At 65.6% G+C, this 13,104-nt stretch carries 12 protein-coding genes; 6 read left to right on the top strand and 6 right to left on the bottom strand.

Annotation, left to right across the window (positions count from 1 at the left end; translation table 11 throughout):
- Positions 1-45 precede the first annotated feature (45 nt).
- From ACPEE1_RS09710 to ACPEE1_RS09700, 3 genes are all read left to right on the top strand, one after another.
- Positions 46-2,184, top strand: coding sequence for a TonB-dependent receptor family protein (locus tag ACPEE1_RS09710; RefSeq protein ID WP_423936184.1), 2,139 nt, complete (start codon positions 46-48; stop codon positions 2,182-2,184).
- Positions 2,185-2,275: 91 nt separating this feature from the next.
- Positions 2,276-4,453 carry a TonB-dependent siderophore receptor gene (locus tag ACPEE1_RS09705; RefSeq protein ID WP_423936182.1) on the top strand — a complete coding sequence of 726 codons (2,178 nt, stop codon included), beginning with the start codon at positions 2,276-2,278 and terminating at the stop codon, positions 4,451-4,453.
- 42 nt (positions 4,454-4,495) lie between these two features.
- On the top strand, positions 4,496-7,168 hold the full coding sequence (locus tag ACPEE1_RS09700; RefSeq protein ID WP_423936180.1) for a PepSY domain-containing protein: 2,673 nt from the start codon (positions 4,496-4,498) through the stop codon (positions 7,166-7,168).
- 141 nt (positions 7,169-7,309) lie between these two features.
- Here the strand turns inward: ACPEE1_RS09700 and ACPEE1_RS09695 are convergent, their stop codons facing one another.
- From ACPEE1_RS09695 to ACPEE1_RS09680, 4 genes are all read right to left on the bottom strand, one after another.
- Positions 7,310-7,957 (bottom strand): TonB-dependent receptor plug domain-containing protein, encoded by a 648-nt coding sequence (locus ACPEE1_RS09695; protein WP_232539378.1) that lies wholly within the window; start codon positions 7,955-7,957, stop codon positions 7,310-7,312.
- Positions 7,958-7,994: 37 nt separating this feature from the next.
- The gene (locus tag ACPEE1_RS09690) at positions 7,995-8,489 is read right to left on the bottom strand and encodes a secretin and TonB N-terminal domain-containing protein (protein WP_423936178.1); all 495 of its coding nucleotides are present in this window, start codon (positions 8,487-8,489) and stop codon (positions 7,995-7,997) included.
- Between the two features lie 454 nt (positions 8,490-8,943).
- Positions 8,944-9,111 (bottom strand): hypothetical protein, encoded by a 168-nt coding sequence (locus tag ACPEE1_RS09685; protein WP_182342259.1) that lies wholly within the window; start codon positions 9,109-9,111, stop codon positions 8,944-8,946.
- A gap of 18 nt (positions 9,112-9,129) precedes the next feature.
- The gene (locus ACPEE1_RS09680) at positions 9,130-9,345 is read right to left on the bottom strand and encodes a hypothetical protein (protein ID WP_182342261.1); all 216 of its coding nucleotides are present in this window, start codon (positions 9,343-9,345) and stop codon (positions 9,130-9,132) included.
- A 758-nt stretch (positions 9,346-10,103) separates the two neighbouring features.
- Between ACPEE1_RS09680 and ACPEE1_RS09675 the strand changes: the two genes are divergently transcribed.
- Entirely contained in the window at positions 10,104-10,235 is a 132-nt protein-coding gene (locus tag ACPEE1_RS09675; protein WP_260719762.1) for a hypothetical protein, read from the top strand.
- Positions 10,236-10,636: 401 nt separating this feature from the next.
- Here ACPEE1_RS09675 and ACPEE1_RS09670 read toward each other — a convergent pair whose 3' ends face one another.
- Together ACPEE1_RS09670 and ACPEE1_RS09665 are read right to left on the bottom strand one after the other, a co-directional pair.
- A complete protein-coding gene (locus ACPEE1_RS09670) occupies positions 10,637-10,960 on the bottom strand; it encodes a hypothetical protein (protein ID WP_232539380.1) in 324 nt (107 codons plus the stop codon).
- A 40-nt stretch (positions 10,961-11,000) separates the two neighbouring features.
- The gene (locus tag ACPEE1_RS09665; RefSeq protein WP_232539381.1) at positions 11,001-11,459 is read right to left on the bottom strand and encodes a FecR family protein; all 459 of its coding nucleotides are present in this window, start codon (positions 11,457-11,459) and stop codon (positions 11,001-11,003) included.
- A gap of 57 nt (positions 11,460-11,516) precedes the next feature.
- Between ACPEE1_RS09665 and ACPEE1_RS09660 the strand changes: the two genes are divergently transcribed.
- On the top strand, positions 11,517-12,044 hold the full coding sequence (locus tag ACPEE1_RS09660) for a sigma-70 family RNA polymerase sigma factor (protein WP_116924256.1): 528 nt from the start codon (positions 11,517-11,519) through the stop codon (positions 12,042-12,044).
- Position 12,045: 1 nt separating this feature from the next.
- Positions 12,046-13,095 (top strand): FecR domain-containing protein, encoded by a 1,050-nt coding sequence (locus ACPEE1_RS09655; protein WP_182342264.1) that lies wholly within the window; start codon positions 12,046-12,048, stop codon positions 13,093-13,095.
- Positions 13,096-13,104: the final 9 nt, after the last annotated feature.

Below are 13,104 nucleotides of genomic sequence, written 5' to 3'. Positions count from 1 at the left end.
TGGCGCCGTTGTGCTGTGCCCGCCTCGTTTTTTGCTGCCCTCACCATGTCCGCATCCACCCGCACTTCGCGCAAGCCATCGGGCCCCCGCCCGGCCCTGAGCCAGATCACAGCAGCCGTCCTGATCAGCCTGGCGCCAGCGGCCAGCGCGCTGGCCCAGACGGCAGCCGCGCCTGCTGCCGATGACGCGCCAGTGGCAGAGAGCACCCTGGAGACCATCCAGGTCTCGGGCGATCTGCTGGGCAGCGGTCTGCAAAACCAGCTCAAGACCTTTGCCGGGGCTCGCACCATCGTCGACAAGGACGTGATCGAGAACAGCGGTGCGTCGAGCATTGGCGATGTGATGCGCCGCATCCCCGGCGTGCAAAGCAGCGACAACTCCGGCACCGCCGGCAGCGCGGTGTCGCTCAATATCGGGGTGCGCGGTCTGACCGGCCGCTACTCGCCGCGCTCGACCGTGCTGCTCGATGGCGTGCCGCTGGCCGTGGCGCCCTACGGCCAGCCCCAGCTGTCGTTTGCGCCGGTGAGCCTGGCCAATATCGAATCCATCGATGTGGTGCGCAGCGGCGGCGCGGTGCGCTACGGCCCGCAAAACGTCGGCGGCATCATCAACTTCAACACCCGCGCCATCCCCACCAGCAAGGACATCACCGGCGACGTGACCCTGCGCTACAACGGCTTTGGCAAGGGCGGAGAGAACAACACGCTCTACAGCACTTTCCTGGGCTCGCAGCTGGACAACGGCCTGGGCTGGGCGCTGCTGTACTCGGGCATGACGGGCTCCGAATGGCGCAAGGACAGCGATGAGCGTTTGAACGATCTGGCGCTGAAGTTCCGCTACGCGCTGTCGGGCAGCTCCGAGGTCTACGGCAAGCTGTCTTACTACGATGTGCGCTCCAACACGCCCGGGGGCCTCACGGTCGCCCAGTACAACGCCAACCCCTTCCAGAACACCCGCCCCACCGATAGCTGGGACGGCGAGCGCAAGGGCCTGGACCTGGGCTATATCAACACCATCTCGGACACGCAGGAGTTCGAGATCCGCGCCTACTACAACGACAGCGCGCGCTCGAGCCGCCTGATCAATGCCGCGCAGACCCAGATCAACTACCAGCCGCGCAACTACCAGACCTTAGGCATCGAGCCGCGCTACACCCAGCGTTTTGCGCTGGGCAGCAGCACCCACGATGTGACCGTGGGCTACCGCTATATCCGCGAGCGCGGTGACGACAACAGCAGCCTGCTGAACCTGTCCACCAATGTGATGGGCGCTACTACCTCGTTCGACAACGCCACCGATGCCCATGCCGGCTATATCGACGACCGCATCGCCATCGGCGCCTGGCGCATCACCCCGGGCGTGCGCTTTGAGCACATCCAATCCGAGCGCGATGACCGGAGTGGCGCGCAAAGCTTTGACACGCGCAACAACAAGTGGCTGCCCTCGGTCAGCGTGTCCTACCTGGTCAACCCGGCCCTCACGCTGTTTGCCAACTACACCACCTCGTTCGGCCCGGTGCAGAACATCCAGCTGAACTCGCAAACGGCGGCCAACCCACTGCGCCCCGAAGTGGCCAAGACCAAGGAGCTCGGCGCCCGCTGGCAAGACAAGCAGTGGCGCGCCGAGGCCACGGTGTTTGACCTGCGCTTTGACAACCAGATCCTGCAGACGCCCGGCGTCGTGCCCGTCACCTTTGCCAATATTGGTGCCACCAAGCACCAGGGCCTGGAGCTGGCGCTGGAGTACAGCTTTGACAAGGCCAGCGCTCTGGCAGGCACCACGGTGTATGGCAACTACACCTACACCAAGGCGATCCAGAAATCCGGCACCACCGCCGGGCTCGATGTGCCTTTCTACGCGCGCAACACCGACACCGTGGGTGTGCGCTATGAGCGCAATGCCTGGGGCTTTAACCTGTCGAGCACGCACCAGAGCAAGCAGTACTCGGACCTGGCCAACACCGAGGCCGAATCGGCCAATGCCAATGTGGGCCGCATCCCGGGCTTTCGCCTGTGGAACGCCCAGGTCAACTGGAAGGTGCCGCAGTACAAGGGCAGCGAAATCATGGTCGGCGTGAACAATATCGCCGACCACCGCTACTACACGCGCAATGTCGACGGCAACCCCGGCCGCATGGTGGGCGCGCCGCGCACCTTCTACGTCCAGGGCCGCTACGCGTTCTGATCCACCTATTACCCGCCTTCGTAACACAAGACCCGCAACACCTGATGCGGGTCTTTTTTGCCGATGGCTTCGCCTGTTTTGTGACCCTCTGATGACCCCTTCTCGCACCACCGCCCGCTCCGCCCGCTCCGCCCCCTTCCACCCGCTGACCTGCCTGAGCAGCATCGCGCTGGCGATTGCCGCCTGGCCCGCCGTGGCACAAACCGCGTCGGATACGGCCACCAGCGCCACCACCGCTCCGGCCGCTGAAGCCGTGCTGCCCCAGGTCATCGTGCAAGAAAAAGCGCAGGAAGTGGGCTACCAGCCCAAGCGCGCCACCACCGCCACCCGCAGCGATGCCGCGCTGCGCGATGTGCCCCAGGCCATTGCCGTGGTGCCCGCCCAGGTGCTGCAGGACCAGCAGGTGCGCTCCATCGACGAGGCGCTCTACAACGTCAGCGGCATCACCCAGGCCAATACCCTGGGCGGCACGCAGGATGCGGTGATCAAGCGCGGCTTTGGCTTCAACCGCGATGGCTCCATCCTGCGCGATGGCATCCGCACCGTGCTGGCGCGCAACCTCACCTTCACGACCGAGCGGGTCGAGGTGCTCAAGGGCCCCAGCTCGGTGCTCTACGGCACAATGGACCCGGGCGGCGTGATCAATATGGTCACCAAAAAGCCCCAGCTCAGCTTTGCCGGCCAGGTGGGCGCCTCGCTGTCGAGCTATGGCGGCGGCGGTGCCTCGCTCGATCTGACAGGCCCCATCGGCGAGCAGGGCCTGGCCTACCGCTTCATCGCCGATACCAGCGATGTCGACTACTGGCGCAACTTTGGCAAGAACCGCCAGACCGTCATCGCCCCGTCGCTGGCCTGGTATGGGCGCGACACCTATGTGCGCATGTCCTACGAGCACACCAACTACGAGCAGCCCTTTGACCGGGGCACCGTGATCGACAGCCGCACCGGCCGGCCTGTGGCCATCGACCGCCGCGAGCGCCTGGACGAGGCCTACAACCGCACCTTGGGCGATTCGGATTTTTTCACCGTGCAGGCCCAGCACAGCCTCAATAGCCAGTTGAAGCTCAACGCCGCCTACAGCTACAACCGCAACCGCTATGACGACTACCAGGCCCGGCCGGTGTCGCTCAACCCCACAACCGGCATCCTCACGCGCCGGCCCGATGGCACGCGCGGGGCATTGAGCCAGCAGCATGTCGGCCAGATCAACCTGGAAGGCAAGCTGCAGGCGGGCGGCATGACGCATGAGATCCTGGCCGGGTTCGACGCCGAAGACAGCAATATCTTCCGCCGCGACATCATTCGGGGCAGCAACAGCGGCGGCTTCAATGTCTACGACCCGGTTTACGGCAACCTGCCCAATGCCACCACGATCGACGAGGCGCAAAGCGCCCAGAGCGACAAGATCCGCCAGCAGGCGCTGTTTGCGCAGGATTCGATCCGCCTCTCGCCCCAGTGGCTGCTGCAGCTGGCCGGGCGCTGGCAGCACTACGACCAGATCGCGGGCAAGGGCCGGCCCTTTGTGGTGGGCAGCGAATCGGATGGCAGCAAGTTCGTGCCGCGCGCTGGCCTGGTCTGGCAGCCCAGTACCGAATGGTCCATCTACGGCAGCTACAGCGAATCCTTCAAGCCGCAAAGCAGCATTGGCAGCGTCATCGGCACCCTGCCGCCCGAGACCGCCAAGGCCTGGGAGCTGGGCACCAAGTGGGAGTCGCCGGCCGGCATCACCGCCACCGCTGCGCTCTACGACATCCGCAAGCGCAATGTGGTGGTGAACGAGACCATCGACGGCCAAAGCTATGCCCGCGCCGTGGGCGGTGCCCGCTCGCGCGGCCTGGAGCTCGATGCCGCTGGCCGCCTGGGCAAGCAGTGGCAGCTGATTGGCACCTATGCCTACACCGATGCCGCGGTGACCGACGACCCGCAATACCAGGACAACCGCCTGGCCAATGTGGCGCGCCACACCGCCTCGCTCTTTGCCGCCTATGATTTTGCAGCCAGCAGCAGTGGCCGCTGGCGTGTCGGCGCCGGCCTGCGCCATGTGGGCCTCCGCGCAGGCGATGCCGCCAACAGCTTCAATAACGCCGGCTACACCGTCGCCGACAGCTTTGTCAGCTGGGAGCGCCCCTGGAGCGGCCGCATGGTCAAGCTGCAGCTCAACATCAAGAACCTGTTCGACAAGAACTATGTCAGCTCCTCGGGCAGCCCCGTCTATGTGTCGCTGGGTGAGCGCCGCCAGGCCGTGCTGCGCGCGGTCGTGGATTTTTAAGCTTGAGCAGTCCGACAGTATCAAAAGACAACAAAGACAAGCATGTGGAGTTTTAAAAATATCTGGTTCCAGATCCATTGGCTGATCGGCATTACTGCGGGCACCGTGCTGATCGTCATTGGCCTCACCGGCGCCACCTATTCCTTCCAGGACGAGGTGCTGGACTGGGCCAACCCGGGGACCGCCAGCGTGCCGGTGCAGCCAAGCCCGGCGCTGACACCGCCCCAGTTGCTGGCGGCAGTGCGGGCCAGCGGTGAGCAGCGCCGTATCGACCGCATCACCTTGTATGCCGAGCCCGGGCGCAGCGCCCAGTTGGCCTTTGCGCCCGAAAAAGGTGAGCGCCGGGGCCAGAGCGTCTACCTCCACCCCTACACCGGCGCCCAGCTGCCGGCGCAAAGCGGCCGCGAGTTTTTTGAATGGAACGAGCGCCTGCACCGCTGGCTGCTGCTGCCGCGCGACGATGGCAAGCCAATAACGGGCAGCCTCTCGCTGTGCCTGCTGCTGCTGTCCATCTCGGGCCTGTACCTGCGCTGGCCGGCCAAGCCGCTGTCCTGGCGCAGCTGGCTCACCTTCAATGTGCGGCGCAAGGGCCGGCCGTTTTTGTGGGGCCTGCACTCGGTGGCTGGCACCTGGGTGCTGGTCGTCTATGTGATGCTGACCCTGACCGGCATGTACTGGGCCTTTGATGCGGTGCGCGCCCCGGTGGACCGCTGGATGGGCGCGCCCTCCCGCGCAGCGGCCCGGGCCGAGCAATCGGCCGCGCAAGAGGCCGCCCGCAAGGCGCCGCCGCTGCAGATCGAGCCCGCTACGCTGGAGCCGGCCTGGCAAAGCTTTACACAGCTGGCCAGCGGCTGGCAGTTTGCGCAAATGCGCCTGCCCCAGCGCGCCGACCAGCCTGTGCAGTTCAGCTGGTGGGGCGCCGGCGCCCCGCATGACCGCGCGCGCAACCAGCTCAGCCTGAGCCTCGATGGCAGCGTGCAGCGCGACGACCGCTTTGCCGATCTGCCCGCCGGCCGCCGCGCGCTGGCTGCCATCTACCCGCTGCACACCGGCACCTATTTTGGGCTGACGGGCCGCATCATCATCACCGTCGCGGCACTGATGATGCCGCTGTTTGCGATTACCGGCTGGCTGCTCTACCTGGAGAGGCGCCGCAGCTCCCGCGCCGCCGCCAAGGCCCAGCGCGCGCTGCTGGCGGGCGATGGCCCGCAGGCAGGACCAACTAGGGGCGCCAACACCGGCGCCAGCATGGCCGTGGTCTACGCCAGCCAGGCCGGCCATGCCCAGCAGCTGGCGGTGCGCACCGTCGCGCGCCTGCGCAGCGCGGGCCTGGCCGCACAGCTGCTGCCCGCCGCCAGCCTGGATATGGTCCAGCTGCAGCCGCATAGGCAGCTGCTGTGGGTGGCCAGCACCTTTGGCGAAGGCCAGCCGCCCGACAGCGCCCGCCGCCTGGCGCGCCTGTTGCAGCAAACGCAAGGCACGCCGCTGGCCCACCAGCGCTTTGGCATGCTGGCGCTGGGTGACCGCCAGTACGGCCAGTTCTGCGGCTTTGGCCTGGCGCTGGCCGCGCAGCTCGAGCGCCTGGGGGCCCAGCCCGTGTTTGCCCCCATCACCATGGATGCCGAGGACGACGCCGCATGGCAAGCCTGGCTGAAGGCACTGGCTGCGCACTGGGGCGTGAACGCGGAACCCGCCACTGTGGCAGTCAACACCGCTGCCAGCGTGGCCGATTCCGACGCACCCGACGCCGTCTTTGCACCCGCTCAGTTGCTCAGCCGCCACCACCTCAACCCCGGCAGCAGCGGCCAGCCGCTCTACCAGGTGGAGCTGGGCTTTGCGCCTGAGCAAGCGCTGCAGTGGCAGGCCGGTGGCCTGGTCGAGGTCAAGGCCCAGCAGGCGCCCGCCCAGGTCGATGCCTGGCTGCAGGCGCATCAGCTCGATGGCAGCGCCGCCGTGCAGTGGCGCGGCAGCGCCAGCAGCTTGCGCGATGCACTGAGCGCCTGCGAGCTGCCCACGCTCTCGGCCCCCGCCACATCGGCCCAGGCCGTGGCCGACCAGCTCCACCCGCTCGCCCCGCGCAGCTACTCGCTGGCCTCGTTGCCCGCCGATGGCCGCATGCGCCTCTATGTACGCCAAACGCTGCGCGAGCAGCCAGGCGCCGCTCCGCAGCTGGGCTTGGCCTCGGGCTGGCTCACCGCACATGCGGCGCTGGGCAGCAGCATTGCACTGCGCCTGGTCGACAACCCCGGCTTTGCGCCGCTGGTCGGTGATGCGCGGCCCGCCATCTTTATGGGCAATGGCTCGGGTTACGCCGGCCTGCGCGGCCATCTGTGCCAGCGCATCGCCCAGGGCCAGTTTGACAACTGGCTGATCTTTGGTGAACGCCGCCGCGCGCACGACTCCTATGCCGAAGACGAGATCTGCGTCTGGCAGGCCCATGGCCAGATCGCACGCGCCGACTACGCCTACTCGCGCGACGCCCGCGATGCCAGCAACCTGGCCCCCGGCCAAGGCCCGCACCGCTATGTGCAAGATGCTTTGCGTGCCGCCGCCGAGCCGCTCCAGGCCTGGCTGGCCCGGGGCGCCGTCATCTACGTCTGCGGCAGCTATGACGGCATGGCCACCGGTGTGGATGAGGCGCTGACCGAGCTGCTCGGCGAAGAAGGGCTGAACGCCTTGATCGACGAGGGGCGGTACCGGCGCGATGTGTACTGAAGCAGATGCCGCAGCAGATGGGCGGTGGCAGCGATAAAAAAGGCGTGGTACCCTCGGGTCCACGCCTTTTGTCTTTGGGCTGGGGCTACAGCAGTCGGCAGCTGCAGCAGCGCCATGCCCGCGCCGCTGCCCTCCTCCCATTTACCAATTCACCCGCGCCGTCAACGTCACATTGCGCGCATCGCCGTACAGGCAGACGCCGGTGCAGGCCGACAGGTAGGTCTTGTTGGCCAGGTTCTTCACATTCAACGCCAACTGCCACTGCTGGTACTGGTAGCGCACAGCAGCATCCAGCAAGGTGTAGGTGGGCATGCGCATGCGGTCTATCTCTTGCCAGCCGACATGGCGCACACCGGCGCCCAGGCTCAGGCCCGGCAGCGACAGGCGGTCATTGCGCATCTCGTCGATCATGCCGTCCGCATCGCGCGCCAGCGCGGTCAGACGGTAGCGCATGCGCCCGTCCTCGGTCAGTTGGTCGCTCACATCGGCCGCGATCTGCTTCTTGTTCCAGCTGCCCAGCTCCAGCTCCACCTCGCGCAGCGGCGCATCGGTGGGGCGCTTGCTCACCAGGTTGAAGACGCCGCCCGGCGCTGCCTGCCCATAGAGGATCGAGGCCGGGCCCTTGAGCACCTCCACCCGCTCATAGGCATAGGGCTCCACTGCCCCGCTCAGCGAGTTGATGGGAAAGCGCGCGCCGTTCAGGTACAGTGGCGCCGCCCCGGTCACATTGAAGCCGCGCACGGTAAAGCCCGTGCCGATATGGCGCATCGCCCCGCCCTGCAGCGGCATGATGCCCGCCGAGTACTCTAGCGCCTGGTCCAGCGAATCAGCGCCCCGGGGCCACGATCTGCTCGCGCGGCACCACCGTCACCGACATGGGCGTCTCCGACAGCGGCGTATCGGTCTTGGTCGCCGTCGCACTGCGCCGGGCCACCAAACCGCCCACGGGCCCCGAGGCGCTCTCGCGCAGCGCATCGGCCTGCACTGTCACCGGCACCAACGTGGTCTCGGCCCCGCTCTGCGGCACGGCCGCCTCGGCCGGTTTGATCACCAGGGCCCGCCCCTGGGGCACCACCACCAAGCCACTGCCTGCCAGCAATTGCGCCAGCGCCTGGCGTGGCGCCATGCTGCCCGATACCGCCGGCCCGTGCTTGCCCGCCACCACGGCCGGGGCATACAACAGCTGCAGCCCCGTTTGCTGGGCCAAGGTATGGAGCGCCTGCCCCAAAGGCTGGGCGGCAATGGCCACCTGGGCCGGGGCATCGGCCTGGGCCTGCGCCCCAGCGGGAATGGCCTCCGCCACGAACAAAGACAGGGCCAAGGCCCGGGGTGCAAAAACACTGCGCGACTGCCGCATAAACAAGGTCTCCAACTGCCTGGAAATAGCCAGCACTACCCATGGAGTCGCACGGGTGGGCAGAACCCTCAGGTCGGTCGGGAAAAAATTTGGATTATTTTTTGTGGGGCGGCAGCGCCTTGAGGTCTGCAGGTTCTCATCGACCTTGCAGATATGCGCACGGTATGCACGCTCAAAGCCCAGGAGTGTGTGGCTACGCAGGCTGGCGGGCAGGCGGATTGGCCGAAGCGAGCGGTAGGTCAGGCAGCACCGTGGATGCATTCTGGCCCCGCCCTCACCGGCTTTTGATGTATGCAAGCGATGCTAAAAGTCATACTTCGCGCAAAAGAAGCACCCCATCAAGTCAGAGCGGGCCAACCTATGGGGTGAGGTTCAAATGGCTTGCCATTCATGGCTCGCGAACACCATTTCTGAAAGCTTAGGCATCTCGGTTAATTTTTTGTTCTTGCTCCTGCTCTTGCACATTTTGCGTATGCAGATGCGTTTCTGCTTTCTCGATCGGCAGCGGAATGGGTATCCATGGAAAAGCCCAGCTTTTCAAGCTGGACCAAAATGACCCCTTAACCCACAGTGGAAATACAAACATAGTGATCTCCTTCAGTGATCAGGCCGCTGGCTTATTGACAGCCGCCTGCTGCAAAAGGCGCACGACTTTGGTGATATAGATTTTTTTGGTCAATGGCTCTGGCGGCTCAGCCATGGTGCGAAAGGGCTGGTGGAATATGTAGTCGTCATCAGAGGCATCACGGCTATCTACGTCGGCAACAGGCACTTGCGTTCTTGCGCGTATATTGAAAATGGTTTTATCTATAAAAGACATATAGACCTCCGGTCTATGGTGGCTAATCAGGATGGATCGCCTATTGCCACACTACCGCTTTTAAAGACCTTAAACCGCAAACAGCAAACACTTACGTTTGAAGCGAAGGGGCCGTCCCGGTATCTGCGACACAGCTCAGGTCTTTGCCGGCAGTGCCCCCGCCCGCCGGGGCGGGGATTGCCGCAAAAAACAAAGCACCGACTAGCGGTGCTTTGATTTACCCCGTTTTCGCCAGGGTGCTCGCCGATTGCTCGGACATCAAAACCGCCTCAATGGCGATTTCTGAAACGACAAGCAGGCCTACTTGCGTTTTTTGCTCCGAGCGCGCTCGTCTTTTGGCTGCTGTTTTTGTGGGCTTTTTACTTCCACCGACAACGAGGAAAATGGGTCCTGCGGCAACAGAAAGAAGTTGCGCATATCACGCCAAAATTCCATGTTTCGCTGGTGACGGACAAGTGAAAACATATAGACCTCCGGTCTCATAAGGGCAATTCAGGTTGAGTCGCCTGTAAACAAGCTACTCCTTTTAATGGCCTTAAACAGCACGCCGCAGGAAATAACATCGCTCACCCCCCTTTTGTTGTGACAGATGTGGCGTGTACAAATCACGATGTAAGAGCCTCACCGTCCTACGTCTGGAGAGAACTGGACCACCCACACTGATGACCAGTGCAATGCATCGTCAAAACACTGAAAACGAGAGGCGCTCCCGCTAGCGACAGAAGCACCTTGTCAACCATTTGATTGAAGGAATCACCATGTCTCAGCAACAACCCAACTCGGGCCAGAAGCAACCGGGCCAAGACCAAAAAAAACCTGGTCAGCAGGAACAACAAAATCCTGGCCAGAAGCAGCAGGACAGCAAGCAACCCAACACCCAGCCCAAGTGACCACGGTTGCAGCAACCCCAGCTGCGATGTAGATCGCGCTCAAAGCCCACCTCGGTGGGCTTTTTCCATGTCTGCGCAGCGCACCTTGCCGTCACCTATGGCGAATTTTTCAACGCTTCGCGCGCGCTGCATGCCGCGCGGGAAGGCCGAGACAATGGTTGGCAGCGCCTGCGACCTGGATCGCCAACATGCGATGGGGCAAGCCCGCCAGGTGGCGGTCCATCGGGTGGGGGTCCACCGGGTGGCGGCCCACCGGACGCCCGCACGGTCGAACTGAAGTGAGGCGCCTTGGGGGGCGGTGCCGATCGCATGTTGGCCATGCTTGGGAAAACCACGGTACCGCTTGTTCTGTTGCCGCGGAACCAGCCCATGGCCTTGCAAGCTAGCCCTGCGCTCCCACCTCAACGCGCCTTCACAATCTCCGTCACCCCGCCCTCGGTCTTGAGCCGCACCGGCAGCAGCAGCGGCAGCGCCTGGGCAAAGCTGGTCGCCTCGCGCAGCTTAAAGCTGCCGCCCATGCGCATCGCAGCGACGGCCGGGTCGCGCACCACCAGGCGGGTATCGCCATAGCGCTCAAACTCGGCCAGTGCCTGCGCCAGCGGTGCGTCCTGAAAATTCACCCGACCATTGCGCCAGGCAGCGACATTGCCCACTGCCAAGGTCTGCGGCGCTGCCAGACTGCCCTCGGCCTGCGCGGTCACCCGCTGGCCGGCGACCAGCTCCACCGCTGCCGGCCCGGCCAGGGTCTGGCCGCCCTTGTCAACGTCACCCGCTTGCGCCCACCCGCACCCGGCCTGATTCGACCTCGACCACCGTCTGGCCCGCATCCAGCCCGGCGCGGGTATGGCGTACCGAGAATCTGGTGCCCAGCACCGTTACCAGCGTGTGCCCCGCCCGCACCTCAAACGGGCGCTGCGCATCGGCACTGGCATGGAACAGCGCCTGGCCCTCGAGCAAGCGCACTTCGCGCCGGCCCCGGAACAGCTGCACCTGCGCCTGCGATGCGGCGTCGAGCAGCATCTGCGAGCCATCGGGCAGCCGCACCTGCAGCGCTTGGCCACGCACGGTGGCGTAGTGCTCGCTAAACAGCGGCTGGCTGCGCCAGTGCGACCAGCCCAGCCAACCGCCGCCCACCAGCGCCAGCACGGCAGCGGCCAGACAGGGATCGCAGCGATGGTGCAGCAATGGCGCAATGCAATAACGCGAATGAATCGCATTATCCATATTTGACTACTGTTTACATATAATAAGAACCATTCTCATCGCCTCACTTCCCACACCATGCACCCAGGCCCCGGCATTCCGCCCTCACCCTCTGTCGACCCGGTGCATGCCCTGTACGAGGCGCACCACAGCTGGCTGGTCGCCCGGCTGCGGCGCAAGCTCGGCTGCGCCTGGGATGCGGCCGATCTGGCGCAAAACACCTTTGTGCGGGTGCTGGGCACCCAGCGCCCGCAACTCCAGGCACTGCTGGAGCCGCGCGCCTACCTCACCACCATTGCGCAGCGCCTGCTGTCCAACCACCTGCGCCGCCGCCAGATCGAGCGCGCCTACCTCGATGCGCTTGCGCTGCTGCCCGAGCCGGTGGCCCCGCCGCCCGACGCACAGCTGATGGTGCTCGAGACCCTGGTCGCCATTGACCGCCTGCTCGGCGGCCTGCCCGTGGTCGCCCGCAAGGCCTTTTTGCTGTGGCGGCTGGAGGACCTGACACAAGAAGAGATTGCCCAGCAGCTGGGCATATCGCGCACCAGCGTGCGCCGCCACCTGGCCGCAGCGGCCGAGCGCTGCTATTTTGCGGACCAGCCCTGAGATGGCCGCGCCCGATCCCCTGCCCAGCGGCCTGCCGCTAGGCGCGCAGGCCATGCCAGGCGCGCTGCCCGCTGCCATCCCCCCCGCCGTTGCCCAAGCCGCCGTGCGCTGGCTGCTCGATCTGGAGCCCGGCGACAGCGCCGCTGCCCGCCGCAAGCGCCAGCAGTGGCAAAGCTGGCTCGATGCCGACCCGCTCCATGCCCAGGCCTGGCAGCGCATGGCGCAGATCGATGGCCAGTTGCGTGGCGTGCCCACGGCAGTGGCAGTGCAGACCCTCGCCTCCCCCGCGCTGTCGCGCCGCCACGCGGTGCGCCTGGCGGTGATGCTGGGCGCCGGTGCCGGCGGCCTGCTGGCCCTGGGCCACAGCCCGCTGGGTGAACAGGCCTGGCTCAGCGCCAGCGCCGATCTTTCAACCGCCACCGGTGAGCAGCAGCGCACGGTTTTGGCCGATGGCACGCGACTGCTGCTCAATACCGCTACGGCCGTGGACTTGCGCTACAGCAGCAGCGAGCGGCTGATTGTGCTGCGCGCCGGGGAGATCCAGATCGAGAGCGCTGCCGACCCCAGCCCCGACCCTGCGACCGGCCAGGCCCGCCCCTTGCGTGTGCGCAGCAGCCAGGGCTGGGCCCGTGCCATTGGCACGCGCTTTAGCGTACGCCAGTACGCGGACGACACGCTGGTGCAGGTGCAAGAAGGCCAGGTAGAGCTGCAATTGCGCAACGATACGAGCCAGACCCTGCGCCTGGCTGCAGGCGAGCAAGGCCGCATCGCCGCCCACCAATTGCGGCGCGAGGCCGCCGCCACCGCTGCCGACCTGGCCTGGACCCAGGGCATGCTGGTGGCCAACGATATGCGCCTGGGCGACTTTATCGCCGAGCTGGCCCGCTACCGCCCCGGCCGCTTGCACTGCACCCCAGAGGCCGCCGCGCTGCGCATATCGGGCAGCTACCCGCTGCTGGATACGGACCGCGTGTTGGCCGCGCTCAGCCGCAGCTTGCCGCTGCGCATTACCACCCGCACGCGCTGGTGGGTCACGGTGGATAAAAGCTGATCTGCCAGG

This window comes from Comamonas sp. 23, assembly GCF_049601575.1.
In the GTDB taxonomy this organism is placed as follows: Bacteria; Pseudomonadota; Gammaproteobacteria; order Burkholderiales; family Burkholderiaceae_C; genus Comamonas; species Comamonas squillarum.
This window is presented reverse-complemented; position numbering and strand designations above follow the sequence as displayed.

Bases quoted from the DNA above. Each gene is read 5' to 3' on its own strand.
- ACPEE1_RS09710 (WP_423936184.1), top strand. From the start codon at position 46: ATGTCCGCATCCACCCGCACTTCGCGCAAGCCATCGGGCCCCCGCCCG.
- ACPEE1_RS09705 (WP_423936182.1), top strand. From the start codon at position 2,276: ATGACCCCTTCTCGCACCACCGCCCGCTCCGCCCGCTCCGCCCCCTTC.
- ACPEE1_RS09700 (WP_423936180.1), top strand. From the start codon at position 4,496: ATGTGGAGTTTTAAAAATATCTGGTTCCAGATCCATTGGCTGATCGGC.
- ACPEE1_RS09695 (WP_232539378.1), bottom strand. From the start codon at position 7,957: ATGCCGCTGCAGGGCGGGGCGATGCGCCATATCGGCACGGGCTTTACC.
- ACPEE1_RS09685 (WP_182342259.1), bottom strand. From the start codon at position 9,111: ATGTTTGTATTTCCACTGTGGGTTAAGGGGTCATTTTGGTCCAGCTTG.
- ACPEE1_RS09680 (WP_182342261.1), bottom strand. From the start codon at position 9,345: ATGTCTTTTATAGATAAAACCATTTTCAATATACGCGCAAGAACGCAA.
- ACPEE1_RS09675 (WP_260719762.1), top strand. From the start codon at position 10,104: ATGTCTCAGCAACAACCCAACTCGGGCCAGAAGCAACCGGGCCAAGAC.
- ACPEE1_RS09665 (WP_232539381.1), bottom strand. From the start codon at position 11,459: ATGGATAATGCGATTCATTCGCGTTATTGCATTGCGCCATTGCTGCAC.
- ACPEE1_RS09660 (WP_116924256.1), top strand. From the start codon at position 11,517: ATGCACCCAGGCCCCGGCATTCCGCCCTCACCCTCTGTCGACCCGGTG.
- ACPEE1_RS09655 (WP_182342264.1), top strand. From the start codon at position 12,046: ATGGCCGCGCCCGATCCCCTGCCCAGCGGCCTGCCGCTAGGCGCGCAG.